The 24,888-nt window shown below is 67.0% G+C and carries 28 protein-coding genes; 15 read left to right on the top strand and 13 right to left on the bottom strand.

What is annotated here, in order from left to right; genetic code table 11:
* Positions 1-349: 349 nt before the first annotated feature.
* Together U7114_RS01250 and U7114_RS01245 are read left to right on the top strand one after the other, a co-directional pair.
* Entirely contained in the window at positions 350-508 is a 159-nt protein-coding gene (locus tag U7114_RS01250) for a hypothetical protein (RefSeq protein ID WP_323056324.1), read from the top strand.
* A 311-nt stretch (positions 509-819) separates the two neighbouring features.
* On the top strand, positions 820-1,668 hold the full coding sequence (locus U7114_RS01245) for a class I SAM-dependent methyltransferase (protein ID WP_323056323.1): 849 nt from the start codon (positions 820-822) through the stop codon (positions 1,666-1,668).
* 61 nt (positions 1,669-1,729) lie between these two features.
* Here the strand turns inward: U7114_RS01245 and U7114_RS01240 are convergent, their stop codons facing one another.
* Entirely contained in the window at positions 1,730-2,305 is a 576-nt protein-coding gene (locus U7114_RS01240; protein WP_323056322.1) for an HNH endonuclease, read from the bottom strand.
* A gap of 303 nt (positions 2,306-2,608) precedes the next feature.
* Here U7114_RS01240 and U7114_RS01235 point away from each other — a divergent pair, with 303 nt between their 5' ends.
* From U7114_RS01235 to U7114_RS01225, 3 genes are read left to right on the top strand one after another with little or no spacing between them, the layout of a single operon-like run.
* A complete protein-coding gene (locus tag U7114_RS01235) occupies positions 2,609-3,346 on the top strand; it encodes a hypothetical protein (RefSeq protein WP_323056321.1) in 738 nt (245 codons plus the stop codon).
* A 20-nt stretch (positions 3,347-3,366) separates the two neighbouring features.
* Complete coding sequence (locus tag U7114_RS01230) at positions 3,367-3,867, top strand: SRPBCC family protein (protein WP_323056320.1); 501 nt, start codon at positions 3,367-3,369, stop codon at positions 3,865-3,867.
* Between the two features lie 54 nt (positions 3,868-3,921).
* On the top strand, positions 3,922-4,401 hold the full coding sequence (locus U7114_RS01225) for a nucleoside deaminase (protein WP_323056319.1): 480 nt from the start codon (positions 3,922-3,924) through the stop codon (positions 4,399-4,401).
* A 37-nt stretch (positions 4,402-4,438) separates the two neighbouring features.
* Here the strand turns inward: U7114_RS01225 and U7114_RS01220 are convergent, their stop codons facing one another.
* Positions 4,439-4,741: a YciI-like protein gene (locus tag U7114_RS01220; protein ID WP_323056318.1), complete on the bottom strand. Its 303-nt coding sequence runs from the start codon at positions 4,739-4,741 to the stop codon at positions 4,439-4,441.
* A gap of 201 nt (positions 4,742-4,942) precedes the next feature.
* Between U7114_RS01220 and U7114_RS01215 the strand changes: the two genes are divergently transcribed.
* Positions 4,943-5,275, top strand: a complete 333-nt coding sequence (locus U7114_RS01215; protein ID WP_323056317.1) for a hypothetical protein — start codon at positions 4,943-4,945, stop codon at positions 5,273-5,275.
* Between the two features lie 11 nt (positions 5,276-5,286).
* Here U7114_RS01215 and U7114_RS01210 read toward each other — a convergent pair whose 3' ends face one another.
* The gene (locus tag U7114_RS01210) at positions 5,287-5,694 is read right to left on the bottom strand and encodes a hypothetical protein (RefSeq protein ID WP_323056316.1); all 408 of its coding nucleotides are present in this window, start codon (positions 5,692-5,694) and stop codon (positions 5,287-5,289) included.
* Between the two features lie 85 nt (positions 5,695-5,779).
* On the opposite strand from U7114_RS01210, the gene U7114_RS01205 reads away from it, so the two are divergent.
* A complete protein-coding gene (locus U7114_RS01205) occupies positions 5,780-6,157 on the top strand; it encodes a VOC family protein (RefSeq protein ID WP_323056315.1) in 378 nt (125 codons plus the stop codon).
* A gap of 46 nt (positions 6,158-6,203) precedes the next feature.
* Here the strand turns inward: U7114_RS01205 and U7114_RS01200 are convergent, their stop codons facing one another.
* Positions 6,204-6,950, bottom strand: coding sequence for a haloacid dehalogenase type II (locus U7114_RS01200; RefSeq protein WP_323056314.1), 747 nt, complete (start codon positions 6,948-6,950; stop codon positions 6,204-6,206).
* A 44-nt stretch (positions 6,951-6,994) separates the two neighbouring features.
* Between U7114_RS01200 and U7114_RS01195 the strand changes: the two genes are divergently transcribed.
* Positions 6,995-7,615: a flavin reductase family protein gene (locus tag U7114_RS01195; RefSeq protein ID WP_323056313.1), complete on the top strand. Its 621-nt coding sequence runs from the start codon at positions 6,995-6,997 to the stop codon at positions 7,613-7,615.
* Positions 7,616-7,719: 104 nt separating this feature from the next.
* Here the strand turns inward: U7114_RS01195 and U7114_RS01190 are convergent, their stop codons facing one another.
* Together U7114_RS01190 and U7114_RS01185 are read right to left on the bottom strand one after the other, a co-directional pair.
* The gene (locus tag U7114_RS01190; RefSeq protein ID WP_323056312.1) at positions 7,720-9,105 is read right to left on the bottom strand and encodes an SLC13 family permease; all 1,386 of its coding nucleotides are present in this window, start codon (positions 9,103-9,105) and stop codon (positions 7,720-7,722) included.
* A 12-nt stretch (positions 9,106-9,117) separates the two neighbouring features.
* Positions 9,118-9,936: an Asp/Glu racemase gene (locus U7114_RS01185; RefSeq protein WP_321215615.1), complete on the bottom strand. Its 819-nt coding sequence runs from the start codon at positions 9,934-9,936 to the stop codon at positions 9,118-9,120.
* Between the two features lie 175 nt (positions 9,937-10,111).
* Here U7114_RS01185 and U7114_RS01180 point away from each other — a divergent pair, with 175 nt between their 5' ends.
* Positions 10,112-10,900, top strand: coding sequence for an IclR family transcriptional regulator (locus U7114_RS01180; RefSeq protein ID WP_323056311.1), 789 nt, complete (start codon positions 10,112-10,114; stop codon positions 10,898-10,900).
* Positions 10,901-10,962: 62 nt separating this feature from the next.
* Here the strand turns inward: U7114_RS01180 and U7114_RS01175 are convergent, their stop codons facing one another.
* The 6 genes from U7114_RS01175 to U7114_RS01150 all read right to left on the bottom strand — a co-directional run bounded on the left by U7114_RS01175 (position 10,963) and on the right by U7114_RS01150 (position 16,668).
* The gene (locus U7114_RS01175; protein ID WP_323056310.1) at positions 10,963-11,751 is read right to left on the bottom strand and encodes a DeoR/GlpR family DNA-binding transcription regulator; all 789 of its coding nucleotides are present in this window, start codon (positions 11,749-11,751) and stop codon (positions 10,963-10,965) included.
* Positions 11,752-11,910: 159 nt separating this feature from the next.
* Positions 11,911-12,915, bottom strand: a complete 1,005-nt coding sequence (pdxA, locus tag U7114_RS01170) for a 4-hydroxythreonine-4-phosphate dehydrogenase PdxA (protein ID WP_323056309.1) — start codon at positions 12,913-12,915, stop codon at positions 11,911-11,913.
* Positions 12,915-14,111, bottom strand: a complete 1,197-nt coding sequence (locus tag U7114_RS01165; RefSeq protein WP_323056308.1) for a four-carbon acid sugar kinase family protein — start codon at positions 14,109-14,111, stop codon at positions 12,915-12,917. The genes pdxA and U7114_RS01165 overlap by 1 nt, the downstream gene beginning before the upstream one ends.
* Positions 14,108-15,097: a 2-keto-3-deoxygluconate permease gene (locus U7114_RS01160; RefSeq protein WP_323056307.1), complete on the bottom strand. Its 990-nt coding sequence runs from the start codon at positions 15,095-15,097 to the stop codon at positions 14,108-14,110. The genes U7114_RS01165 and U7114_RS01160 overlap by 4 nt, the downstream gene beginning before the upstream one ends.
* A 171-nt stretch (positions 15,098-15,268) precedes the next feature.
* Positions 15,269-15,805, bottom strand: coding sequence for a GNAT family N-acetyltransferase (locus tag U7114_RS01155; RefSeq protein ID WP_323056306.1), 537 nt, complete (start codon positions 15,803-15,805; stop codon positions 15,269-15,271).
* Complete coding sequence (locus U7114_RS01150; RefSeq protein WP_323056305.1) at positions 15,802-16,668, bottom strand: ribokinase; 867 nt, start codon at positions 16,666-16,668, stop codon at positions 15,802-15,804. The genes U7114_RS01155 and U7114_RS01150 overlap by 4 nt, the downstream gene beginning before the upstream one ends.
* 148 nt (positions 16,669-16,816) lie before the next feature.
* On the opposite strand from U7114_RS01150, the gene U7114_RS01145 reads away from it, so the two are divergent.
* On the top strand, positions 16,817-18,259 hold the full coding sequence (locus tag U7114_RS01145) for an MFS transporter (RefSeq protein WP_323056304.1): 1,443 nt from the start codon (positions 16,817-16,819) through the stop codon (positions 18,257-18,259).
* A 28-nt stretch (positions 18,260-18,287) separates the two neighbouring features.
* The gene (locus tag U7114_RS01140) at positions 18,288-19,304 is read left to right on the top strand and encodes a nucleoside hydrolase (protein ID WP_323056303.1); all 1,017 of its coding nucleotides are present in this window, start codon (positions 18,288-18,290) and stop codon (positions 19,302-19,304) included.
* On the opposite strand, the gene U7114_RS01135 is transcribed toward U7114_RS01140, so the two are convergent.
* The gene (locus tag U7114_RS01135) at positions 19,299-20,393 is read right to left on the bottom strand and encodes a LacI family DNA-binding transcriptional regulator (RefSeq protein WP_323056302.1); all 1,095 of its coding nucleotides are present in this window, start codon (positions 20,391-20,393) and stop codon (positions 19,299-19,301) included. The two genes, U7114_RS01140 and U7114_RS01135, sit on opposite strands and share 6 nt — an antisense overlap.
* A 209-nt stretch (positions 20,394-20,602) precedes the next feature.
* On the opposite strand from U7114_RS01135, the gene U7114_RS01130 reads away from it, so the two are divergent.
* The 4 genes from U7114_RS01130 to U7114_RS01115 are packed head-to-tail and all read left to right on the top strand — an operon-like array spanning position 20,603 to position 24,842.
* On the top strand, positions 20,603-21,085 hold the full coding sequence (locus U7114_RS01130) for a hypothetical protein (protein ID WP_321215624.1): 483 nt from the start codon (positions 20,603-20,605) through the stop codon (positions 21,083-21,085).
* Positions 21,086-21,134: 49 nt separating this feature from the next.
* Positions 21,135-22,295 carry a substrate-binding domain-containing protein gene (locus tag U7114_RS01125; RefSeq protein WP_323056301.1) on the top strand — a complete coding sequence of 387 codons (1,161 nt, stop codon included), beginning with the start codon at positions 21,135-21,137 and terminating at the stop codon, positions 22,293-22,295.
* Positions 22,296-22,346: 51 nt separating this feature from the next.
* Positions 22,347-23,855: a sugar ABC transporter ATP-binding protein gene (locus tag U7114_RS01120; protein WP_323056300.1), complete on the top strand. Its 1,509-nt coding sequence runs from the start codon at positions 22,347-22,349 to the stop codon at positions 23,853-23,855.
* A gap of 3 nt (positions 23,856-23,858) precedes the next feature.
* On the top strand, positions 23,859-24,842 hold the full coding sequence (locus U7114_RS01115) for an ABC transporter permease (protein ID WP_321215627.1): 984 nt from the start codon (positions 23,859-23,861) through the stop codon (positions 24,840-24,842).
* Positions 24,843-24,888: the final 46 nt, after the last annotated feature.

The following is a 24,888-nucleotide window of genomic DNA, read 5'->3' as shown; positions in this document are numbered from 1 at the left end:
TTACCTCCTTATGAGATAAGTTTAGAGTATCTGTTTACTTAAGTCAAACCCATTTTTACTTACCTATTACTTCCATAAGGGAGAGCTTCCGTCGAGGGTGCAGCCGGGGTTCTGAGTCGGCGCGTTCAGCCTGATGGCGATGAAGTTGCGAAAGCCGATGGCAAAGCCGCGGTAGTTAGGCCGCTTCAGAGATTAGGTCTTAGACGCGAAGCAGCGGTAGCGCGCGCCCGGCATCGGAACACCCGGCGAGACCCGCAACAAGACGGTAAGGGTTCGACGCCACGGCAGCGTGCAGCAGGAGCGCACCCTGAACACCCTGGCGCCTCGCCAAACGCCACAAGAAGAATCGGTGAATGCTCGCATGCCCGCGGCCCCGGTGCACAAAACGGGCCCCGGCGGCAACGGGTCAGCGGTCTCGCCGGGCTGCATGGTGAAGAAGTCGGTGGCCCGGCTGGAAGGGCTGGCCACGCCGGTGCACGCACTGCAGCCGTCGCACCACATCCGCTGACGGCCGGCGGGTTGAAGCGGCGGTGGTTGAGCCTGCCGGAAGCCGACGGGCTCAACCACCGGCAGGCCGCCGTCGTCACCCTCACGCTCTCTCATTTAATGCACCCTTTCCCGAATCCTCGCTCATTTCCACGATCAAAAGTCCCTACCGGGCCTGCCCAAGCGTGAGAGGACACGGCGGTGAAGGTGCTGGTGCTTCTGTAGGGCTGGCGGGCGGGCGGCCGTCAGGAACGACGACCGCTAGAACTCAAGCAAGTGCCGCCGTCGTCCCCGCCCTTCCTTCGCTGCGGAGCGCCGTTGTAGGGTCAGGGCGTGATCGTCCCCGATATCTCCCAGAACGCCGTGGCGGTGGCGGATCACTACGACGAGCTCGATCCCATCTATCGCCGGGTGTGGGGCGAGCATGTCCATCACGGGCTGTGGGCGACGGGCCGCGAGACGCCCGGCGAGGCCGTCGAGGCGCTGGTGGACACGGTCGGCGACCGGCTGGGACTCATACCGGGACAGGCGTGCGTCGACATCGGCTGCGGCTACGGCTCCACCGCACGGCGGCTCGCTCTGACCCGCGGGGTCCGCGTCACCGGCTTCACGCTGTCCGCCGAGCAGGACCGCTACGCCAATGCGCATCCCGAACCCGGCGTTGATATCCAGGTCCGGGACTGGCTCGCCAACGGGCTGGCCGACGCCTCGGTGGATGCGGCATGGGCGATCGAGTCGAGCGAGCACATGGTGGACAAGCCCAGGTTCTTCGCCGAGGCGCACCGCGTGCTGTCGCCCGGCGGCCGCCTCGTCATCTGCGCCTGGCTCGCCGGGACCGATGCCAGCGGCTGGAAGGTCCGCCACCTGCTCGAGCCGATCTGCCGGGAGGGGCGCCTGCCCTCGATGGGCACGCGCGAGGAGTATGAGGCGATGGCAACGGCGGCGGGCTTTGAACTCATCGGCTTTGAGGATGTCAGCCGCCGCGTCGCCCGGACCTGGCCGATCTGCGCTCGCCGGCTCATGAAGGCCTTGCTCACCGACCGCGAGACCCGCCGCCTGGCCCTGGGCGCACGCAACCGCAACTCCTTTCTGGGCATTCCCCGCCTGATCCTTGCATACCGCACCGGCGCGATGCGGTATGGCATTTTCACGCTCGCGAAGGCTGGAGACGGCGAGCGGTAACCCGGCGCCATTCAACGCAGCGGAAGCCGACTGACCGCAAGTTTCAGTTCAAGACACTGCCTCAGGGCACGGGCTGCCGTTCGCCCACGCTGAGGGAGGCCGACGGCGGCAGGTACTCCCGCCGTCGTCGTTCCATCCGTTGCTGCTGGCCCGGCGACGGGATTCTGGCACGCTTGGCGCGGTTGCATCTGGCACAGGCTGCGACGAAGTTCTGCAGGCTGGTGGAGCCGCCCTTGGACCACGGGTAAAAGTGGTCGCCGTGCTCGGCCGGTCGGCCGCAACGGCGCCCGAAGCCGACTTCCAGTTCACACACACCGCCAGCCCGGGCCATCCCTTCACGGCGCTGCTGGCGAGTGAAACGGCGCACCGGATCCCGGCGCCGGACGTCCCGGCGGGTGATGACGGCAGCGGCAATAGCCAGGACGACGGCGGCCACACCGGGGAGTGCAACTGCGGCGACGACGTTCTCCACCATGCCGCGCAGAACCCCCGCGGCGGCGGACGGCCCCGCTCCGGTGGCCGGTGTTGTCTTCGACATGAGCGCCGACATCACCGCGACAGCGAGCCAAACCATCACCGCTGAGTACGCCAGGCGAAGCCCCTGCCGGGTCCAGTAGATACGGCCGAGTTCCGGCATTGATTACCCCCAATTTTCAGTTCGCCGGAGGCCCGTGGCCCCGGATGACTAGGGAATCCTATAGGCCGGACGCCGGGCGGTGTCCCAGGTTTAGCTCAGTTTTTGCCGAGGTTCCGCGTCCACTCTTGGCGGGAGGAGACGCACGTGGCTCCCGGCCCCGGCCTCCAGTGCGTTTCGCCCGGGAGGTCAGCACCCCGGTGGAGGACCCGTTACCAAGGGCTTGCGGGGTTTTGCTCGGCCGCGTACAAAAGGACGTCCCGTGGCGATTAGACGCAGGTCACAAACAGGTGCAAGGGTGGACGCGTGAATGCCGACATCAACTTCTATTTCGACCCGGTCTGCCCCTTCGCCTGGATGACAAGCAAGTGGGTGCGGCAGGTGCAGGCGCAGCGCGAGTACACCGTGGACTGGCGGTTCATTTCGTTGCGCCTGATCAACGCCCACGTTGACTACGACGCGCAGTTCCCGCCTGAGTACGAGGCCGGACACACGGCCGGGCTCCGGCTCCTGAGGGTGGCGGCCCGGACACGGGCGGAGCATGGCCGCGAGTCGATCGCCCGGCTGTACGAGGCGTTCGGGACCCACATCTTCGAAGCTGCCCCGGACACGGCCGGCCAGCGCAGCGAGGCCGAGGTGCGTGAGGAACGGGGGACGCGGGAGTTCGTGGAGCCGGTCCTCGCCCAGGCCGGCCTGCCCCTGGAGCTTGCGGAGGCGCTCGACGACGACTCCTGGGACTGGGAGATCCGGCAGGAGACGGATGAGGCGCTGGGGCTGACGGGCAAGGACGTGGGCACGCCCATTATCCACTTCGAACCACCCGCCGGCGTGGCCTTCTTCGGGCCGGTGATCAGCCGGCTGCCGGACGACCAGTCGGCCGGCGAGCTGTGGGACCACGTGGTGGGGCTGGCACGGTTCCCTGGTTTCGCGGAGCTCAAGCGAAGCCTGCGGGAGCGGCCGCAGCTTCCGGCCCTCGGGGTCACCTCCGGTGCAGTCGGTCAGCAGGAGGACTGGCACGGCGGCAGCCGGCGGCAGAAGAAGTGACTGTCTGTAAGGATGGACCCATGAATCAGAACAGCATCCGCCACCACCAGGAGTCGGTCACGGTCAAGGCATCAGCAGAGGCGCTGTACGACCTGGTCTCCGACATCACCCGCACCGGTGAGTGGAGCCCGGTTTGCACGTCGTGCTGGTGGGACGACGAGGACAGCGCCGGCCGGCCCGGTGCCTGGTTCACCGGCCGTAACGAGCTCCCGCACCGGTCCTGGGAGACCCGCTCGCAGGTGGTGGCTGCCGAGCGCGGCCGCGAGTTCGCCTGGGTGGTGGGCGGCAGGTTTGTCCGCTGGGGCTTCGCCCTCACCCCGGCAGACGACGGAACCATCCTGAGCGAGTCCTGGGAATTCCTGCCGGAGGGAATAGCCATGTTCGAGGAGAAGTACGGCGATGAGGCTGACGCCCAGATCGCCGACCGCACCCGGCAGGCGCTGGACGGCATTCCGAAAACGCTCGCAGCAATCAAGCGTATTGCCGAGTCCGTCGCTGCAAATGAGGAAGTCAAGTCCTAGGACTGGAACTGCTGCATCACCGAAAGGGACGCAGCCGCGTGCAACAATGACGCCATGACCCGCGAGCAGCACCGGTCCGCCGCGCCGGAACCGGACAGCACCGACCTCCCCGCCTTCGAAGCCGCCTACCAGGCCGCCCAAAAAGGCCTGGCCGAGGGCGGCATCCCCATCGGCGCGGCGCTCGCCAGGGACGGCGTGGTGATTGCCAGCGGGCACAACGAACGCGTCCAACAGGACGACCCGATCGCACACGGAGAAATGTCCGCGCTCCGCGCCGCCGGCCGGCAGAGGAGCTACCGGGACACCACGCTCTACACCACCCTGGCCCCGTGTGCCATGTGCGCCGGGACCATCATCCAGTTCAAGATCCCCCGCGTGGTGGTGGGCGAAGCACGCACGTTCGACGGCGAGCTGGAGCTCCTGCGGTCACGCGGGGTGGAGGTGGTGGTCCTGGATGATCAGCGCTGCGTGGACATGATGCGCACCTTCCAGACCGAGAACCCGGACCTGTGGGCCGAGGACATCGCCGAGTAGCCCGGTCCTGCGTGCGGTGACGCTGCGCTGATGTGGCTCAGGGGCGGACGGGTGTGGCCGCCTCTTTTCCCACCACCGTTGTCCACGGCCGGGCGGTCCACGACGTCACCACTCCGGCGGTGACGTACGGATCGGCGGCTGCAAAAGCCCTTGCCTCCTCCAGTGCGTCCTCGCCTGTGAAGATCAGCAACCCGCTGAAGGGCCCTTCCCCAACGGCCCCGCCCAGCAGAAGCTTGCCGCGTCCCACTGCTTCCCACGCCGCCCTGAGGTGGTCCGAGCGGTATTTTTCGCGGGTCTGAAGATAGTTGTCCTCATAGGTGTACTCAAGCACGGCGTGCATGGGTGTCCGTCCGTTTCGTTCAGGGGTTTCACTCGTTGTAGAAGTAGCGTACCCACCGGGACTCAACCCGCCGTCGTCCGTTTGCAGGGTGTCTCCCGGGCGTGCGGCAGGATCCGGCACCACCGGTGACCTTCGCCCCTTACCGTCAGTGCTCCGGCCGGGGAGGCTAGTGGCAGGAGAGGACGCAGGGAGGTGGCTGGCATGAGCAGCTGGGACTTGGGAATAGCCGGACTGGCGCTGCTGGCGGCCATGGGGCTGGCCTTTGGCCTGGTGGCGCAGCTGATCGTGGGCTGGCACGTGGCCCGCTGGCTCTGGCTCTATTCGGCCCTGGCCTATTTCGTGGCGGGGATCCTGGTCAGCGAAGTCTGGTTCGGCTGGGCCACCGAGGAGGAGCTGCAGCCGAACATTGACGGGTTGTCCTTTGACGAAGTGCAGCTGGTGACCCTCGCCGGCCTGATTGCAGCCGTCACCGCACGGCTCGTCCTCCGGCGCAGAGGCCGCGCCGGAGGATCCGCCGGGAAACCGGCTGGCTGAAAACCGGACCCCTAGCTGCGGGAGTCCAGGGCGTCGAACTGCTCCTGCCACAGGGACAACTCGCGGGCCTTGTAGAGCCTGTGCGACGGGCTCCATTTTGGCCAGATCCCGGACGCGGGCTGCGCTTGTGCCGGCGGCCGGTCCTGGACGCGGGGGACCTTCGGCGGGGAGGGTGCGCGCGCCACCATCCGTGCGTTGCCCACGGCTGGCCTGGCCAACGCTTTTGGCCGGGTTCCGGGCCCGGCGAGCAGGGGCTTCAGGTCCATCGCCCAGAGAATCAGCTTGCAGCCCGTCCAGATGATGCCGCACAGGACCATCGCGGCGAACAGGACGGCAATCCACAACAGCAGCCCGATCGCGGAGAAAATTACCACCATGGTCCATTTTACGGACGTGGCCGCCGCTAAGGGGAGGGTCAAACCACCTGCCTAAGAGAGGACGCCAGCCTCCACGAGTTGGAGCGCGAACACCCGCAGCGGCCAGGGCCTCCGTACACTGGGGGTCATGGTCTCCCGTATCAGCGAACTGGTCCTCAACTGCGCCAATCCGGAACTCCTGGCAGGGTTCTGGAACGATGTCCTCGGCTATGTCGAGCTCGGCCGGGAGGACGGTGCCATCGAGATCGGCCCGCCGGACGCCGGGTTCGGCGGCCTGCAGCCCACCATCATCCTGAGCCCGAGCAGCAATCCGCGGACCGGTCGCCTCCCCCTGCACATCGACGTCAACCCCGTCGACCGGGACCAGGACGCCGAGCTGGAACGCCTGCTTGCCCTCGGGGCCCGCCCGGCCGACGTCGGGCAGACAGGCGACGAGCCATGGCACGTCCTGGCAGACCCTGAGGGCAACGAGTTCTGCCTCCTGCGCAAGCGGCTTGATGCCTGATCCGGCCCGGATCTAGACCGGCAACCCTTCAGCAGTTTGAGCCGGTTCAGGCTCTGAGCCGGTCCGCCAGCTCCGGAATGCTCGACGCCGAGAGGTCCCAGTCGCTCTCCGGCTTCAGATCCGCAGCCTGGCCGGGGCCGTATTCGGTGGGGCGGGCGATGAACGCAGTCGCCAGACCGGCTTCACGGGCAGCACGCAGGTCGTTGTTGTGGGCGGCCACGAGCATCACGGCACCCGGTGTGAGATCCAGGAACTCCGCAGTCCGAAGGTAGGCCGCGGGCAGCGGCTTGTAGGTGCGCGTCATGTCCGAGCCGATGATCACGTCCCATGGAAGGCCGGCGTTTCTGGCCATGTCCAGTAACAGCGAGGTGTTGCCATTGGAGAGGGGACCCACGATGTAGCTGCGGCGGACGGCGGCCAGGCCTTCCACGCTGTCCGGCCATGGGGGCAGACGGTGCCAGGACGTGTTCAACTCCTCCAGGGTTCCTGCGTCCAGCCGGTCCGGATCGAAGCCGTGATGGCGGAGCACCTGGTCCAGGTTTTCGCGGTGGAGTGTGTCCAGGGTGGCGAATTCGCGGGATCCGGTGCGGATCGCCTCCATTGCCGGCTGGTAGAGGGCGCGCCAGTCATCGGCGAACGCCTCGGCGTCGAGATCCTGTCCAACTGTTGCGGCGAAGGCGGCCGCTTGCCGGGCGACGCCGGTGCGCCAGTCCACCACCGTGCCGAAGGTGTCGAAGAGGACGGCGCGCACCCCGCACCCGGTTGACGGTGAACGGTATGGCTGGAACGTCATGTCCTCTCTCCTTCCCAAGCTTCCCTGACCGCTAGTCTGGCAGTATGCGCACTGATTTCGATCCCGCAACCATGTCCGCCGGTGATTTCTACCGGCTGCTCACTGCGGTGGTGGTGCCCCGGCCCATCGCCTGGGTATCGAGCGTCTCGCCGGAGGGCGTTGACAACCTGGCCCCGCACTCGTTCTTCACCGTGGCGTCCACGAATCCGCCCATCGTGCAGTTCACCTCGGTGGGGGAGAAGGATTCGCTCCGCAACATCACCGAGTCCAAAGAATTCGTGGTGAACCTCGCCCCGGCAGCGCTGCTGGAGGAGGTCAACGCCACCGGCACCAATTTTCCGCCCGATGTCAGTGAGTTTGACGCCGCCGGCCTCACCCGGGAGCCGAGCCTCACCGTGGCTGCGCCGCGGGTCAAGGAATCGCTGGCGGTGCTCGAATGCCGCCTCCATTCCGTCCTGCCGATGGGGGACTCCACGCTGGTTTTCGGCGAAGTGACGCACGCAGCGGTGAGTGACGAGGTGCTGGAGGGAAGCCACCCTCGGATTGACCTGCTGGAGCCGCTGTCCCGGCTGGGGCTGGACGAGTGGGGCACGCAGAGCGCCGTCCAGGAACTCAAACGGATCCGGCTCAAGGACTGGCCGGGGCCGTTCCGCCCGAAGGACTGAAACCGGCGGAAGCCAGGCCGCGTCAAACGAAGCGAGGCCGCGTAAAGAAGGGGAAGGGATGCCCTGCCACGCAGGACACCCCTTCCCCTTCAGATGGACGGTGATCAGCCGAGGCCCAACTGGACGAACACGAACCACACGAGGAGCGGCACCACGCCGATCATTGCGATGGCCCAGAGCAGCAGCGCCCGGAAGAACATCCGCTCGTCCTTGGGCTGGGCGCTCGCCATCAGCAGGGCGCCGCTGGTGGACATCGGGCTCACGTCGACCACCGAGGAGCTGATGGCGATGGCCGTCACCACCCCGATGGGCGTGAGCAATGGATCCATGGCGATGGGTGCGACCACCGGGCTGATGACGCCCAGGGTGCCGGTGGTGGAGGCGAAGGCCGAGACGATGGCCACCACATAGCTGGTGATCAGGGCGGCCAGGGAGCTGTTGCCCAGGCCGGCGATGCCTTCCTGCAGTTCCTTCAGCGCACCCATCTTTTCGAGCATGCCCACGTAGGTGACGATGCCGGTCACCAGGATGATCGCGGACCACGGCATGCTCTCCACTGCCGGCTTCTGCACGTTCGAGTCCAGGACGATCAGCACTGCGGCTATGACCAGCGAAGCGACGCCGACGTCAATGCCCAGGACAGTGGTGAGCACCAGCAGCGAGGCGATGCCCACCAGGGTGAGGATGCGCATGGGTGTTGCGGCCACCTTCTCGGGGCGGGTCTTGGTTCCGGCGGCCACCACGGTCTGCGCCGGGGCGGTGAGAACAGCCGTTCCGGACCCGGAGGGAGCTGAAGCGCTGCTGACAGCGGGAGCGGCAGCGCCGCCGTCGTGCTTTGCACCGCCGGTCTCACCGGCCTGGAGGCGCGCCTCCGCCTTGGCCATGCGGCGCTTCATGATGGCCTGGACCAGGACGTAGGCAATGGCGGCCAGGATGGCATTGAAGACGAAGCAGTAGGCGTAGAGCTTGAAGGAACCGTCTGAGGCTCCGGCGCCGTCCAGCATCTTGTTGGCCAGCACGCCGAAGGGGTTGACCGGGGAGAAGGCGCCGGCATTGGCGCCCTGGACGATGACCAGTCCCATGGCCAGGGTGCTGATGCCGAACCGCATGCCCAGCGCCAGGCCCACCGGGGCCACGATGGCGATGGCGGCAGGGGTGAACGCGCCGGCCGAAGCCAGGGCGGCCGTCAGCAGGAACATCAGGATGGGGACCAGGATCTTCCGGTCGCCGGCGAGCCGTTCAGCCCAGTAGGCCAGCAGGTCGATGGTGCCGTTGATCCGAACAATGGCGAAGAGCAGGGTGGCGCCTACCAGGATGAAGAAGAGCCCGGCGGGGAACTGCCCGATGACGTCCTTGATGGACATGCCTGCAAGGAGGGTGCCGACGCCGAACGCGGCAACGGTGGCCAGCAGGCCGGCATTGATCTTGGTGAAGGAACCGATGGCGAAGGCCGCCACCAGGACCAGGAACGCGATGATTGAAAGAGACATGGTGCCGGCCGCCTAGGAATTCGCAGGAGTGAGGACGCCGGCGCCGGACAGCAGGCTGCCGGCTCCCGTGATGGCGGGCCGGTGGCCGAGCGCCTTGAGGATCTCGTACGTGGTGGCCGTGGCCGCCGTGATGACCGGCAGTCCGAGCTCGTCCTCCACGGCCTGGACCGCAGCCAGCGACGGCATCTGGACACAGGCGGAGAGTACGACGGCGTCCGCGCCTTCGCGCTGCAGGCTGCGGGCAAGCGCGGGCAGGTTCTGCGGGTCAAGGCAGCCGACCTCAAGGTTGTCCGCCACCTCGAGGCTGATGGCGTCCAGCACCGTGATGCCGGAGCCTTCGATGTAGTCCACCACCATCTTGGTGAGCGGCTTCATGTAGGGGGTAATCATGGCCACCTTGCCGGCACCGATTTCCTGCAGGGTGCGCACCAGGGCGCCGGCGCTGCTGGTCACCGGGGCAGGGTGCCCGTTGCCGGCGGCGGCATCTGCGATGACTTTCTCCGAGCCCTCGTGGGCTTCGGGGCCCTGGGCCATGACGGCAACGAGGCAGGCGTAGGCGATGACGTCCACGTCCGCGTCGGATACTGCTTCGGCGCAGCCGGCCGCCTTGCCCACCATGGCCAGCAGCTCTTCCCGGGTGACCTTCTTCATGCCGGCGCGGGCCGAGTGGAACGTGTACTTGTGGCCGGTCGCTTCGGCCTGGCGCCGGAACAGTTCAGGCAGTTCGGTCTCCATGGTGGTGTTGGAGCTGGGGACGATCAGTCCCACCCGGCTGGTCCCGGGGCGCTTGGGCTCGGGAGCGGTTTCGCAGGTGATGTCGGGGGTGCTCATGGTTTCTCCACGTCGTTGTGATGGGGATTTTGCGTGCAACCCATAGAGTGGGTTCTGATCCCATGATGTGGGTTGCTCGCGTCTAATGTCAAACGGGTCACATCCCAGGTCCTGCTTCCTGCTCACTAAGCTGGAGGCTGTTCGAGGAAAAGTACTGAAGGGAAATTTGAAGACAGTGGCAACGGAAGCGGGTGCCGGGGCCTCACCCCTGCTGGTCCTGCACAAGGTGGCGGAGATCCTGGATTGTTTTTCGGTGCAGGAGCCGGAGCCCACGCTGCAGCAGATCATCCGGAAGACCGGATTGCCGTCCAGCACCTGCCAGCGCCTGGTGCAGAACATGCTGCGGGAGGGCTTCCTGGACCGCGACGGCGACCGTTACCGGATCGGCATCGGGCTGGTCCGCTGGGCTACCCCCGGGACGTTCGGGCTGGACGTGGTCCGGCTGGTGAAGCCGGTCCTGCAGCAGCTGCGCGATGAGACCGGCGAAACGGCGTGCCTGTACGTCCGCGACGGCGCGTTCCGGACCATCGTTGCCGTGGCCGAGACCCGGCACGTGGTGATGCGCCCGTTCATGGTGGGCATGGTGATGCCGCTGCATGCCGGAGCCCCGGGGAAGATTTTCCTGGCGTTCGACCCCGAGGCCTGGGGCGCCCTGGACGAGCACGGCCTGGACCGCTTTACCCCCGACACGCCGGCCTCCCTGGAGCTCCTGCGGCAGCAGGCGGCGGTGGCGAAGGAGCAGGGGTTCTATGCGGCGTTCGGGGAACGGAACGAGGACGTGGGTTCCATCAGCGCGCCCGTCTTCGACCACGCCGGACGGCTCGCGTGCGCCATCGGCCTGGGATTCCCGACCCAGCGGATCGGGCCTGCCGACGTCGAGCGGCTGGGGCCGGTGGTTGCCCGTGCAGGAATGGAAGCCAGCCGTGCGCTGGGGTATGACAGCAGCCAGCCCGCCCCGCAGTAATCGGTTCCACCCAACTAAGTAGCGCTAAGTGTCGTTATGACCCCTGATAACGACACTTAGCGCTACTTAGTTGGGCCGTCGACGCTGACGTCAGCCACCTCAACCGCAACCCCCGCCTCCCGGAACTTCTGCACCTGGGCGGGGTCGGCGCCGTCGTCCGTCACCAGGGTCCAGGGCAAAGCCAGCCGCGCCCACGCGTGGAACGGCCGGAGTCCGAGCTTGGACGAGTCCGCCAGCACGTAGACTTCGCGGCCGCGCCTGGCCATGAGTTCCTTGAGCCGGGTCTGGGCGTGGTCGGCTTCGCAGATGCCGTCCTCGGCGGTGACGGCGTCGGCGCCCAGGAACACCCGGTCAAAGCTCATCCGCTCCAGCGCCGCCTCGGCCAGCGGCCCCACAAAACTTTGCGAAACGCTGCGGAGCCGGCCGCCCAGGCAGTCCACCTCGATGCCCTCGGAATCGGCCAGTTCCTGCAGGGTGTTGATGCCCGGGGTGGTGACGGACAGCTTCTCGAACCCGCGCAGTTCGTGCGCAAGTGCGCCTACGGTGGAGCCGGCGTCGAGCAGGATGTTCTCGCCGGGCCTGATCACGGCCGCCGCCCACCGGGCGATGGCGTGCTTCTGCTCGAACGCCTCGCCGGTGCGCTGCCGAAGCGACGCCTCGGGGTGCGCGCCCAGGGCCATGGCGCCGCCATAGGTGCGGGCCAGCCGGCCCTGCCCGTTCAGCAGCGCCAGGTCCCGGCGGATGGTGGAGGCCGTCACCTCGAACCGGGCGGACAGTTCCTCCACGGAGGCCAGGCCGGTGGTCACGGCAAGGTGGTAGATCTCCTCGCGCCGCGCGTTTGCGCTCAGCATTCCCGGTTTCCTTCCCGTGGCAGTGGTACCCATGCTATTCCGGCCCGTGGTTTCAACAGTCCCAGCCATTGGACGGGCCCAGGGGGTTTGGCTGTCTCAAGCACCGAAACGGCCGGTCAGCAATTCTACGCTGACCGGCCGTTTGTCTCTTGCAGGTTCTTAGCGAGCTTCCTCGCGAGCCGGCGCAAGGTCCACTGCCTGCCGCAATGCTTCAAGCAGGGACTCGTGGTCCGCGATGTTCTTGCCCGCGATATCGAAGGCCGTGCCGTGGTCAACGGACGTGCGCACCACGGGCAGGCCCACGGTGATGTTCACGCCGTTCTCCAGGCCAAGGACCTTCACCGGGCCGTGGCCCTGGTCGTGGTACTGGGCCACCACCAGGTCGAAGTCGCCGCGGCCGGCCAGGAAGAACAGGGTGTCGGCCGGGAGCGGGCCGAAGGCGTCGATTCCTTCCGCCTGCGCCTTCTCGATGCCCGGCTGGATCTTCTCCGCCTCTTCGCCGTAGCCGAACAGGCCGTTTTCGCCGGCATGCGGGTTGATGGCGCACACCGCGATCCGCGGGTTTTCGATGCCGGAGGCCTGCAGCAGTTCGTAGCCGCGCTTGATGGTCCGGTAGACCAAGTCGCCATTGATCTTGGCAATCGCATCGATCAGGCCGATGTGCGTGGTGACGTGGATGACGCGCATCTTGGGGGCGGTCAGCATCATGGAGACTTCCTCGGTGCCGGTCAGTTCGGCGAGGAGCTCGGTGTGGCCGGGGTACTTGTGGCCGGCGGCGTGGAGGGCTGCCTTGTTCAGCGGCCCGGTGCAGATGGCATCCACCTGGCGGTCCATGGCCAGGGCGACGGCCTTTTCGATGAAGAGGAACGAACCGTGGCCGGCTGCGGCGGAGAGCTCACCCCATGCGAGGTCCTCCGGAATGCAGTCGATGTCGAGCACGTCGATAGTGCCTTCGGCGAACAACGCCTCCGACGGTTCGGAGACCTTGCGCAGTGTCAGCGGGCTGGCGACTATGTCCGCGGCGAGCTGCAGCCGGCGGAGGTCGCCGATGACCAGCATGCGGGCCTTTGACCGGACTTCCGCGTCGGCCAGGGCCTTGACGATGATTTCCGGGCCAATGCCGGCGGCATCGCCCATGGTGATGGCCACAATCGGGCGTCCCATTATTTGATACTCATTTCAGTTGTAGTGCCGGTGAGAAATTGGATGGTTCGGGCCAGCGTACCGGCGTCTCCGAACGCGCCGGCCTTGGTGACCAGCAGGGGGAGGGGCTCGGGCAGCAGGCTCATCACGACGCCGGGCTCGATCTCCCCGAGGACGGTGAAGCTTCCCGCGCCGAGGGCCTTCAGAACCGCCGTGGCCGTTTCGCCGCCCGTCATGACGAGGGCGTCGCAGTGCCCGATGCCCCCTGCCGTGGCGCGGGCCAGGGCCTCCGCCACCACAAGCGCCTGCGCCTTGTCCACCGTCCCCATCGGGTCCGGCGTCAGCACCACGTCGTTCCGGGTCATTGCCTCTGCGACGTGCCGTGCAACCGCTGGCCCCTCCAGGGCGGTGTGGTCCAGCGTGATGTGCTCGGCGCCGGCGGCCACCAGCGCCTCGGTTTGCTGCCGGGCAAGGCTGGAGTAGCTGCCGATCACCGTCAGGGTCCGGCCGACGTGCCGCACCTGCGCATTCCGCGCAGATCCTTCTTCGCGCGAAGCGATGTGCGCCGCCAGCCCGCCGGAGCCCACCAGGAGCGCGGGGAAGTCCAGCAGGTCCGCAGCGGCCGCGATGGCTTGCAGGTCCTGGTCCGAGGAGGCGTCCAGTACGACGGCGTCAATCCCGCGTTCCTGCACGTCGCGCAGGTGCGCCGCCAGTTCCTCCGGCGTGCGTCCGGCTTCCCCGGCCAGCACCTCGACGGTGAGGCCGCCCGCGGCAAGTGCGCCGCCGACGACGCCGCCGAAGCGGCCTTCGATGTTCTGCCTGCCACCCACGTGGACAATGCCGCGCAGCGTTGTCCTGCCCGTGGCCGGGAAGGCGGGAGCCACAATGGCGAGGCCCCTGCCGCGGCCCTGGGTAGCCGTTGCCAGTGCTGCCGCGACCTCCGCGCCCACATTGCCCCGAAGCAGCGAGTCGATCTTCTTGAAGACCCGCCGGCCCTGATTCAGGGCACGCCCGGCGGCGGAGGTGACGGCCGCGGCCGCCTCCTCCGCCGCCAGGTAGCGGCTCTCTGTGTTGATCGAAAGGATCTCCGCCTCCGGCCAGGTGCTGCCGACGTCGAGCATTACCGAGCTGGTGTGCGTGGGACCGTAGGCCGCGGCAGCATCTGCCGCGCCCGTCAGGTCGTCGGCGATGATGGCCCAGCGCGTGGTGGTGTTCATACTGCGTGCGCAACCTCAGGTGCTGCTGCGGCTTCCTTAGCTTTAAGGCGCTTGGCGTACCAGGCAACGATGATGGGGCAGCCGATGGCGGTCACGACGACGGAAGCGGCAACCAGGACGGTGGCGGGTCCGGCGGCGGGAAGGTAGGCAGGGTTGGCCGCAGCCACCAGCATGGGAACAGTTGCGGCGTTGCCTGCGGTGGTGGCAGCGGCGAGACCGGCAAGGCCGGTGCCTCCGCTCAGCTTGTCGGCGAAGAAGAGCACAGCGCCGCCGGCGATCAGCACGAACAAGCCAAGCGCGATGCCCAGCAGGCCGGCGCTGAGTACCTTTTCGAGGTTCAGGCCGAAGCCAAGGGCCAGGGCGAAGAACGGAATAAGAACGGGGGCCGCGGAGGACAGGAACTTCCGCATGGCCGGGTCAAGGGTGCCCAGCAGGACGCCAAGGAGCAGGGGGATGATGGCGCCCACCAGGGCCTGCCACGGGAAGGCGGACAGGCCTGCGACGCCCAGCGTCAGCATCGTCAGGAAGGGACCGGATTCGAGCGTCATGACGGAGTAGGCGGCAACGTCCTTCGGCTTGCCGTACTGGCCCATGAGCGCCATGTACAGGCCGCCGTTGGTGTCATTGAGGGCTGCCAGGATGGCGAGGACGGACAAGCCTGCAAGCAGCCCGCCCTCAATGGGAAGTTCGCTCATGAATCTGCCGGCAATGACGCCGATGATGACCGCGAACAGGACCTTGGCGCCAAAAAGGACACCGCCCTTTTTCAGGATGTACGGGGTGGCCTTGATGTCGATGCTTGCACCCATGCAGACATAGAACACGGCCAGGATGGTGGTGCCGCCGGTGAAGAGGGCCCCCGTGAACGAACCGAAAAACTTGGCGGAGTCCGGCGCGAAGGTGGCAAGGACGGCGCCGATGAGAAGGGGGATCAGCATCATGCCGCCAGGAACTTTTTCCATGGTGGCCTTGATCGGGACATGCATGTTGCAACCTCATTGTTGTCGGGGGAGAGGGGGATCGAGAGCCACCCGGCTTCGACCATGATAAGGATCATAGAGTCAGATGCGCGTTTAGCGCAACTACTTATGCGCGAAATGCGCAAGTGAATTTCGAAGGGTCTCAGGAACCATTGCCCACGGCGGGCCCGGCTGCAGCTAACGGGAGGGCTGGATCTCCCGAAGAGGGACCGTTGCCTCCACGAGTTGGAGCGTGAACACCCACAGCAGCACGTCCTCGCCCGGCACGTACCAGTCGCGCTCGGGCGCCCGCCGGAAGCCCAGCGACTCGTAGAGAGCGTGTGCGCGTTCCATAAACGTGGCGCTCGTGATGCTGATCGCCCCGATGCCGGGCAGCTGCCGGGCGTGCTCCACGATCCCGCGGACCACGGCGCGGCCCACGCCGCCGCCCTGGTGCGCCGGGTCCACCGCCAGCATCTGGAACTCCAGCTCCCCGTCGGCGGCGATCTCGCTGTACGGCTGGCCGGCGAACGTCAGCGTCACCGCCGCCACCACCCGGCCCGCAGTCTCCGCCACCCATATCTGCGCATGCTCGGCGCGGTGATCCACATCCTCCAGCACACCCATGTACGGGTGGTCCGCGGCGAAATGCCCGGCCCGGAGGTAGGCGTCGCGCGTAATGCGCCGGACCTCCGGGAAGTCCGACGGCGCCGCCCGCCGGAGTGCGACGCTCACCGCGTGCCGCCGGTTGGGGCAGTCCGCTCCACGTAGTGGCCCAGCCGTGCCAAATCCGGCTGCGATGAAGGATCGCCCACGGCATCCCCGCCCACCGCGTTCGCCACGGCAAGCGCCCGCGAATAGTCCAGCCCCTGGCGCAGCGCCAGGACCAGGGCGGCGCAGAACGCGTCCCCGGCACCCACGGTGTTCGCCACTGTGACCGCAACGGAAGGAGCCTCGGCCACCTTCCGGCCGTGCTGGAACATTGCCGAGCCGTCCCCGCCGTACGTCACGGCCACCAGTTTGGCCGAGGCGAGGGCGGGGATCAGGGTGTATTCGCTCTCGTTGACGATTACCAGGTCGCAGCGCTCCAGCAGTTCCGCCGGCAGGTCCATGGCCGGAGCGGCGTTCAGCACGAAATACCCGGGAGTCTTCCGCGCGGCCTCCAGCACCACGGGCAGGCCCACCTCCAGCTGGCACAGCACCGTCTCCTCCGGGCCGAACTCCACCCCGTCCAGCGACAGGTGCGAGTTGGCGCCCGGGCACACCACGATCTGGTTTTCGCCGTCGCGGTCCACCACGATCAGCGCCGTCCCGGTGGCCCCGGGAAGGACGGCCACGCCGGCGGTGTCGACGCCGGCACCCGCCAGGGCGTCCAGCATCCGCTGCCCCTGGGCGTCAATGCCCACGGCGCCGACCATGCGCGCGCTGCCGCCCAGCCGCGCCGCTGCCGCGGCCTGGTTGGCGCCCTTGCCGCCGGGCTGCTCGGAGAGCACGGCGCCGCCGATGGTCTCGCCCGCGGTGGGAAGCCGTTCGGCGGTGGCGATCAGGTCCAGGTTGATGCTGCCGACCACGGTGACGGCAGGTCGTGTTGTGTTCATGGGAAAACTCTCTCAGGGGGAGGGCCGGAAGCGGCGGGGGTTTCGAAAAAGTGTAGCGCATGGTTGTACTTGTGAGTCATACATGGTTGTATAACAACTCGAATCGCCATGAAAGAAGATCCCTTCTGCTCGAACAAAGGAGTTTGATGTGAACACCCCAACCCCCGCGGCAGCCGCGCCTCCCGCCCAGGGCGGCGCCGCCGTCGTACTTCCCGCGGACCCGCCGAAAGCCGCCGGCCGCCGCGCCGCGCTGCTGATCTCCACCCTGCTGCTGGGCGTGCTGTCCTTCCAGCTCAACGCCAGCATGGTCACCCCGGCGCTGCCGCAGATCGCCGCCGAGTTCGGCCAGGGCGCGGACAGCGCCGCCCCCGTCCAGTCCATGTTCTTCCTGGCCGGCGCCATCGCCGGGCCGGTCATCGGCCGCTGGAGCGACTTCATCGGCCGCCGCGCCGCCCTGCTCCTGGTCCTGGGGATCATGGGCGCCGGTACCGTCCTCTGCATCACCGCCCCCACGCTTGAACTGCTGGTCACCGGCCGGTTCCTGCAGGGCGTCTCCAGCGCGGTCTTCGCCCTCGCCTACATCGTGCTCAGCGAAAACCTGCATGCGAAACTCTTCGGCACCTCCGTGGGCATCATCGCCGCCATCAATGGGGGAGTGGGCGGCGTGGACGGCTACGTGGGCGGGCTCATGGCCGAGACCCTCGGCTTCCGGTCCATTTTCGTCGTCGTCCTGGTCCTCACCGCCGTCGCCGCCGGCTGCATCATCCGGATTGTCCCGGCCGGCCGGCCGCAGGGCGTGCGCGGCGCCATGGACTGGTGGGGCGCCGGGTCCCTCTCCCTGTTCCTGGTGTTCACCACCTATTTCGTCTCCGGCGGATCCGCCGCGGGCTGGACCGCGCCGGGCACGCTGGCCCTGCTCGCCGGCACTGTCGCCTCCTTCGCCGCGTTCTGGATGATCGAGAAGCGCCGCAGCCACCCGCTGATCGCCGTCCACCACCTGCGCTCCCGCCAGGTGTGGCCGGTCATCGCCACCACCGTCCTCACCCTGGCCGGCATCTTCGCCATCATCAATTTCACCGTGGTGCTGCTGAGCCAGGATCCCGACGGCGGCTTCGGGCTCAGTGCCTCCATCTCGGCTTTGCTGTTCCTCACCCCGGCCGCGCTGATCGGCGTGTTCGCCGCGCCTTTGGCCGGCTGGCTGGCCGACCGCCGGGGCTGGATCAGGACCCTCCGGTTTGGCACGGGGCTGAGCCTCGCCTGCGCCGTCGCTGCCGCCGCGTTCTCCGACAGCCAGGTGGCGGTGCTGGTGGCCGTCGCGGCCCTGGGCATCTTCTACAACGGCTTCTTCCTCACCGCCATCAACGGGCTCTCGGTGCTGCTCTCACCCAAGGAGGCCCCGGCCGCGCTGCCCGGCATCAACGGCGCCTCGTTCGGCATCGGGGCGAGCCTCGGCGTCGTCCTCGTGGCGCCGTTCGCCGCGCAGGCCACGGCCGCCGGGTACGCCACCGCCCTCTGGATCTCGGTGGGCATCACCGCCGCCGCGTTCATCACCAGCCTCTTCGTCGCCGCCCCCAAGGGCGAGACCGTCTGACCCCTTATCCCATTCGAAGGAATCTATTGTGACTGCCCCTATTTACCTGGACTGCGACACCGGCATCGACGACGCCCTCGCCCTGGCCTACCTCCTCGCCGCCCCCGCGGCAGAGGTGGTGGGCATCGGGGCCGTCAGCGGCAACGTCAGTGCCGCCGCCGGCGCCCGCAACACCCTTGACCTGCTGGCGCTCGCCGGCGCCGCGCACATCCCCGTGGCTCTGGGCGCCCATGATCCGCTGGTTGGCTCGTTTGCCGGCGGGGCGCCGTGGGTTCACGGGGAGAACGGGATCGGGGAGGTTTCCCTGGCGCCTTCCGGTGCCCCGCTGGCCGCGGAGTCCGCGGCGGAGATGCTGGTCCGGCTGGCGCGTTCCCATCCGGGCGCGCTGCGCGTGCTGGCGATCGGCCCGCTGACCAACATCGCCGAGGCGCTGCGGCTGGAACCTGCGCTGCCGTCCCTGGTGGAGTCCGTGACGGTGATGGGCGGGGCCGCGCTGGCGCCGGGGAACATCACGCCCGTGGCCGAGGCGAACATCTGGCACGACCCCGAGGCCGCCGCTTTGGTGCTGGCCGCGGACTGGGACGTGACCCTGGTGCCGCTGGACGTGACCATGGCCTCGGTGCTGGAGGAGCCGCACCGGCAGGCGCTGCTGGCGTCCTCCGCTGCGGTGCCGCGGGCGCTGGGGGAGATGCTGGGCTACTACTTCCGGTTCTACGAGGGCATCTACGGCCGGCCCTGCTCCGCGATGCACGATCCTCTGGCGGCGGCGCTCGCCGTCGGGGCCGTCAAGCCTGCCCTGGCACCCGTGGTGCGGGCCGCCGTCGACACCTCCGACGGGCCGTCCCGCGGGCAGACCGTCTGCGACCTGCGCGGGCTGTACGCGGGCTACCCGCCGGTGACGGACGCGCGGTGCCGTGTGGTCCTCGCGCTGGAGGAGGACTTCGCGCCGCACCTGGTGGAGACGCTGCTCGCCTTCCCTTTCGGCGCAGGTGCTGAACGCACGACGGCGGCACTCGCCTCCGCCGCGCCGGCACCGGCGTTATGAGGCGGGTAGAGGCGGCACATTTCGGCTGTGGGAGGCAGCGTGGATGGAGCTGTTACGCACAACAAGGGTCGGTGCGATTGGCGTACGGTCCACGTCCCGTCCTTCCATCGCACCAAGAAGCACTTCCATGCTCATAAGCGCCAGGGCGTTGAAGTCCTGGCGCACGGTGGTCAGGGGCGGCAGGAAGTAGTCCGACCCTTCAATATCGTCGAAGCCTACGATGCTGACATCTTCCGGGACGCGGACGCCGTTTTCGGCGAAGGCACGTATGACCCCCAGGGCGGTGTGGTCGCTGGCGGCGAAGATGGCCTGGGGGACCTTGTCTTCCCGGACGAGCCGGAGCCCGGTCTCGTAGGCCCACCGGGGGCTCCAGTCACCCTCCAGGCACAGCCCGGGCTTGAGCCCGGCGTCACGGAGCGCAGCCTCCCAGCCGCGCTTGCGCACCCGTCCGTCGAACCAGTCCATGGAGCCGGCGAGGTGGGCGATATCCGTGTGGCCCAGGTCGATAAGGTGCTGGGTGGCCAGCCGCGCCCCGAGTTCCTGGTTTTCCGAATAGGTGAAGACGTTGGGAGTTGATGATGCTCCGGCAGCGATCATCTCCACCGGCACCCGGAATGACGCATTCCAGACGGCCGCTGCCATCTCCACCAGAGGCGCAATGACAATGATTCCCCCCACGCCGGTATCGTCCAGGGTGTCCAGGGCCGCCTGCACGGACTCTTCGTCGGGTTGTTCGACACTGATGACGGTTGTGGCGTAGCCCTTCTTGCGGGCGACATTCTCAAGGGCCATGAGCGTCCCCACCGGGCCGAACCGCGGAGAGCCGTCCGAGAGGATGCCGATGGAAGTGGACCGGCTGGTGACCAGCGCGGTGGCTGCCCGGTTCCGGCGGTACCCGATGTCCTTGATGACCTGCAGAACCCGCTGGCGCGTAGCCGCGCTCACGTCCGGCGCGTCGTTGAGTACCCGCGAGACTGTTCCGAAAGAGACTCCGGCGGCCTGGGCCACATCGTTGATTGTGGGCTTCCGGCGCAGCGGTGCATCCGGTAGCTTCTCGTTCGCCTCACGGGGAACCGCCGTGCCTGCCACGTTCTCTCCTGTCTTGAACCTCCCGGACCGAACCAATGGGTTCCGTGCGTTTTCAATCTTATGTCCGTCCCGACTCTCCGCAGGCCGGTACCTTCCCGCATGTGATGGTTGACACCCCTCTCCGTAAACGTTTACGATGATTCCGTAAACGTTCACGGTAAGTTCGTAAACGCTTACGGAGATGGCACATTCAATGAGGAAGGAGCGGGATGGCTGACAGCATCGTCCACGCACTCGCGCTCGATCCCCGCACTGGGCTTCGAAATGTCGACCACGCCCAGTGGGCAAATTTGGAAGTGCTCCTGGAGGATACAGCGCCTAACGATCTCGCAGCCGCTGTCCGCACCTTCGTCTCCGCCGGTTCCTCGGCCGTCGTCGGAATCTTCGATGGCAACCTCCTCTGGGCCAGCCTGGTGGTCTCCGTCGACAACTCGGGCACGCCCGCGTCGGTGTCCACCATTGACGGTCCGCTGGCCGAAAACGGCGGGGAAATGGCCAAAGCTGCGGGCGAGGCGGTGCGGTGGGTCCAAGCCCATCACGGGCCCTGTTCCCTGGGTCTTTTCGTCGACAAAGAGCATGCAAAGGCGCTCCTGAAAGCTTCAGACAAAGCCGCCGCCCTTCGCACGGCCTCGGCCGCCGGCGGGCTCGTCCTCTCGCCGGTTCCCCCTGCCCTGGCCGTAGCACTCGCCTGATCCATCCCAGGCATCCACCCCATCCATCCACTCAAAGCACTGGAGAACAATGATGATCCGCAGGCTTCCCATCGTGGCCCTGGCCGCAGCCCTGTCACTTTCCGTCGCTTCCTGCAGCGGTTCAACAACGGCCACATCAAACGCCCCCGACGCCGGCGTGTCCGAAAAGGCCCAGCAGGCCCTCGACAAGATCAAGGGGCAGGTCCTGAGCAAGGGCCCCAACGGCGAGGCGCCCTCGCCCGCGTCCGTCGCGGATCTGACACCCGAAGAGATCGAAAAGGTCAAGGGACTCAGCGCCAAAGCGGCAATCGTGATGCACTATGGCGGCAATGACTGGGCCACGGCCCAGGTGAACGGACTTAAGAGCGAATTTGAGAAGCTCGGCATCAAGGTCATCGCCACAACCGACGCGAACTTCAAGCCGGACAAGCAGGTCTCGGACATCGAGACCGTCATGACGCAGGATCCGGACATCATCGTTTCCATCCCCACGGACCCCGTGGCCACCGCCTCCGCGTACAAGAAAGCCGCCGACGCCGGTACAAAGCTGGTCTTCATGGACAACGTCCCCCAGGGACTGACCGCCGGCAAGGACTACGTCTCTGTTGTTTCCGCGGACAACTACGGCAACGGCGTCGTCTCCGCACACCAGATGGCCAAAGCGCTCGGTGGCAAGGGCAAGATCGGGCTCGTCTTCCACCAGGCCGACTTCTTCGTGACCAAGCAGCGCTACGACGGATTCAAGGAAACGATCACGAAGGAATACCCGGAGATCCAGATCGTCGAGGAAAAGGGCATCGCCGGTCCGGACTTCGCCGGGGACGCCCAGGCTGCCGCGAACGCCATGCTGAGCAAGTACCCTGACCTCGCCGGCATCTGGGCGGTGTGGGACGTCCCGGCAGAGGGTGTCATGGCTGCAGCCCGTGCCGCAGGCCGTCCGGACCTGAAGATCGCCACGGAGGACCTCGGCAAGAATGTCGCCATCGCCTTGGCCAAGGACGAACTCGTCGTCGGCCTGGGAGCGCAGGTGCCGTTCGACCAGGGTGTCACGGAAGCCCGGCTGGCCGCAGGTGCGCTCATCGGCAAGCAAGCGCCCGCCTATGTGGCGCTGAGCGCCCTCCCGGTTGACCACTCCAACGTCCTGGAAGCCTGGCAGCAGGTCTACCACGAGGACGCTCCGAAGGATATCCAGGACTCCTACAAGCAGTAGCCAGACCCGACGGCGCGGGGTTCCACCCCGCGCCGCGCCGAAAGGGCAACAATGAACACCACAGACAATGTCGTCGAAATGCGCTCGATCTCCAAGGGCTTCAACGGCGTTTCCGTGCTGAAGGACGTCGGCTTCGACGTCCGAAAGGGTGAGGTCCACGCACTCGCAGGCGGGAACGGCGCCGGGAAGTCCACGCTCATGAAGATCCTTCAGGGCGTGTACCAGGCAGACGCAGGCGAGATCTTCATAGGCGGGGAGCCAGCCGCGATTAACTCGATCCAGGACGCGAAGGCTGCCGGGATCGGGATGGTCTTCCAGGAATTCAGCCTCGTACCGAGCCTGACCGTTGCCCAGAACATCTTCCTGGCTGCCGAACCGCTCGGCAGGGGCGGGCTCATTGACGACCGCACCGCGGTGAAACGGGCCAGGGAGGTCTTCGCTGAGATGGAGGTCGACGTCGACCCCCGCGCGGAGGTCTCCCGGCTCGGGACTGCCTACTGGCAGCTGACCGAGATTGCCAAGGCCCTCGCCCAAAACGCCCAAGTGCTGATCATGGACGAACCCACTGCCAGCCTGGCCCGGCACGAGTCCGAAGCGCTCTTCGAACTGATTGACCGCCTCAAGCAGCGCGGCATCTCGATCATCTACATCTCGCACCGAATGGACGAGGTGTACAGGCTCGCTGACCGGATCACCATCCTCCGCGACGGCCGCCACCTCCTTACCGCGCCGCTGACCGACGTCACTCCCGAACAGATCGTGGAAGGCATCGTGGGCAAGAAGATCGAGGGCCAGCTTTCCTATCGTGCGCGGGACCATGTGGTGCACGACGGCGCGCCCTTGCTTGAGGTGCGGGGGCTTAATGCCGGGCACCGGGTGCGGGACGTTTCCTTTACGCTCCGGCCCGGCGAGATCCTCGGACTGGCAGGGCTGATGGGAAGCGGACGCACCGAGCTCGCCCGTGCCCTCTTCGGCATTGACAAGGTGGACAGCGGGGAAGTCCTCCTGCGGGGCAAAAAGGTCACCCTTGCCACGCCCCAGCAGGCCATCAATGCCGGGATCGCCCTCATTCCGGAGGACCGCAGGGCACAAGGCCTCGTGCTGGAGCATTCCGTCCAGGACAACCTGCTGCTGCCGCTGCTCGGACAGATCCAGCGGGGGCCCCTCCTGGACGGCGCCAAGGGCAAGGAGTTGTCCTCGTCACTGATCAAGAGGTTCGCAGTCAAGGTGGCCCACCCCAACCGCCCGGTGCGGCTCCTCTCGGGCGGCAACCAGCAGAAGGTGGTCATCGCCAAGTGGCTGGGCACCGATCCGGACATCCTGATCCTGGACGAGCCCACGGCCGGCGTGGACATCGGCACTAAAAGCGAAATTTTGGACATGATCCGTGAGCTGGCGAGTGCCGGCAAAGCCGTCATCGTCATCTCCTCCGAGTACCCCGAACTACTCGCGGTCAGCGACCGCGTCCTCGTCCTCAGGGACGGCTCCATCATCCGCGACATTCCCCGCAGCGAGATCGCTGACGAGGAGTATCTCCAACTTGCAGTCCAGGGAGTCTGAACAGTGAGCAAGGCAAACACCATCGCGCCCCGGGACACCGCGGCCCGCAATTTCGGCACCGTCCTGAAAGAACTCGACTGGCGGCGCTACGTCATCTACATCGGCTTCGTCGTCGTCTTCCTTTTCTTCGCCATTCTGCTGCGCGACCAGGGCTTCCTGTCGCCGAACAACCTGCTGAACATCTTCCGGCAGACCGCCACTATCACCGTCATCGCCGTGGGCATGACCTACGTGATCGCATGCGCCGAGATCGACCTGAGCGTCGGATCTGTGGCCGGCCTCTCCAGTGTCTGCACCGCGATGGCACTGTCCCAGTGGGGACTGGTTCCCGGCATCCTCGCGGGCCTCGCCGTCGGGCTCGTGGTCGGATCCGTCAACGGTGCGCTTGTCAGCCTCCTCGGCATCCCGTCCTTCCTGGTGACGCTCGGCATGCTGGGGATAGCGGTCGGCGTCGCCCAGTGGATCACCGCGTCGGCGCCGCAGCCCATCCTGAACGACACGTTCAACATGCTGTTTGGATCCGGCAACTTCGGTCCAATTCCGGGCTTGGTGGTCTGGAGCGCCATCTTCGTGGCCATCGGCGCCGTCGTGCTGAACCGCACCAGGTTCGGCCGCCAGGTCCTGGCTACAGGAGGCAACCGCAACGCTGCAGAGTTCACCGGCATCAACACCAAGCGCATCAAATTCCAGGTGCTCCTTATCTCGGCCATGGCGGCAAGCGTCGCCGGCATGCTCTACGCCGGCCGCCTCCAGTCCGGACGGTTCCAGTGGGGATCAGGAGACGAACTCTCTGCCATCGCTGCCGTCATCCTGGGTGGAACCAGCCTCTTCGGCGGGTTCGGCTCCATCATCGGCACACTCTTCGGCGCCCTGCTGATCGGCCTGATCAACAACGGACTGATCCTCGCCGGGCTCGACAGCAGCCAGCAGCAGGTTGTCCGCGGCGCAATCATCATCCTGGCCGTCGCTATGGCCCGGAAGAAGTAGCACACATGACTCCCAACCCTTCTTCGGCTCCTGAAAGGCAGAAGCA

Origin of the sequence: Pseudarthrobacter sp. C1 (genome assembly GCF_034720455.1) — a bacterium.
In the GTDB taxonomy this organism is placed as follows: domain Bacteria; phylum Actinomycetota; class Actinomycetes; order Actinomycetales; family Micrococcaceae; genus Arthrobacter.
The sequence above is the reverse complement of the archived record's forward strand: the minus strand, read 5'-3'. Positions and strand labels throughout refer to the sequence as shown.

What these genes read in the sequence shown, in the direction of transcription:
- U7114_RS01215 (WP_323056317.1), top strand. Translation starts at nt 4,943, where the DNA reads ATGAGCAGCTGGGACTTGGGAATAGCCGGACTGGCGCTGCTGGCGGCC.
- U7114_RS01150 (WP_323056305.1), bottom strand. Translation starts at nt 16,668, where the DNA reads ATGAACACAACACGACCTGCCGTCACCGTGGTCGGCAGCATCAACCTG.
- U7114_RS01125 (WP_323056301.1), top strand. Translation starts at nt 21,135, where the DNA reads ATGATGATCCGCAGGCTTCCCATCGTGGCCCTGGCCGCAGCCCTGTCA.
- U7114_RS01120 (WP_323056300.1), top strand. Translation starts at nt 22,347, where the DNA reads ATGAACACCACAGACAATGTCGTCGAAATGCGCTCGATCTCCAAGGGC.
- pdxA (WP_323056309.1), bottom strand. Translation starts at nt 12,915, where the DNA reads ATGGGACGCCCGATTGTGGCCATCACCATGGGCGATGCCGCCGGCATT.
- U7114_RS01165 (WP_323056308.1), bottom strand. Translation starts at nt 14,111, where the DNA reads ATGAACACCACCACGCGCTGGGCCATCATCGCCGACGACCTGACGGGC.
- U7114_RS01200 (WP_323056314.1), bottom strand. Translation starts at nt 6,950, where the DNA reads ATGACGTTCCAGCCATACCGTTCACCGTCAACCGGGTGCGGGGTGCGC.
- U7114_RS01190 (WP_323056312.1), bottom strand. Translation starts at nt 9,105, where the DNA reads ATGTCTCTTTCAATCATCGCGTTCCTGGTCCTGGTGGCGGCCTTCGCC.
- U7114_RS01240 (WP_323056322.1), bottom strand. Translation starts at nt 2,305, where the DNA reads ATGCCGGAACTCGGCCGTATCTACTGGACCCGGCAGGGGCTTCGCCTG.
- U7114_RS01195 (WP_323056313.1), top strand. Translation starts at nt 6,995, where the DNA reads ATGCGCACTGATTTCGATCCCGCAACCATGTCCGCCGGTGATTTCTAC.
- U7114_RS01185 (WP_321215615.1), bottom strand. Translation starts at nt 9,936, where the DNA reads ATGAGCACCCCCGACATCACCTGCGAAACCGCTCCCGAGCCCAAGCGC.
- U7114_RS01205 (WP_323056315.1), top strand. Translation starts at nt 5,780, where the DNA reads ATGGTCTCCCGTATCAGCGAACTGGTCCTCAACTGCGCCAATCCGGAA.
- U7114_RS01230 (WP_323056320.1), top strand. Translation starts at nt 3,367, where the DNA reads ATGAATCAGAACAGCATCCGCCACCACCAGGAGTCGGTCACGGTCAAG.
- U7114_RS01220 (WP_323056318.1), bottom strand. Translation starts at nt 4,741, where the DNA reads ATGCACGCCGTGCTTGAGTACACCTATGAGGACAACTATCTTCAGACC.
- U7114_RS01160 (WP_323056307.1), bottom strand. Translation starts at nt 15,097, where the DNA reads ATGCATGTCCCGATCAAGGCCACCATGGAAAAAGTTCCTGGCGGCATG.
- U7114_RS01130 (WP_321215624.1), top strand. Translation starts at nt 20,603, where the DNA reads ATGGCTGACAGCATCGTCCACGCACTCGCGCTCGATCCCCGCACTGGG.
- U7114_RS01225 (WP_323056319.1), top strand. Translation starts at nt 3,922, where the DNA reads ATGACCCGCGAGCAGCACCGGTCCGCCGCGCCGGAACCGGACAGCACC.
- U7114_RS01175 (WP_323056310.1), bottom strand. Translation starts at nt 11,751, where the DNA reads ATGCTGAGCGCAAACGCGCGGCGCGAGGAGATCTACCACCTTGCCGTG.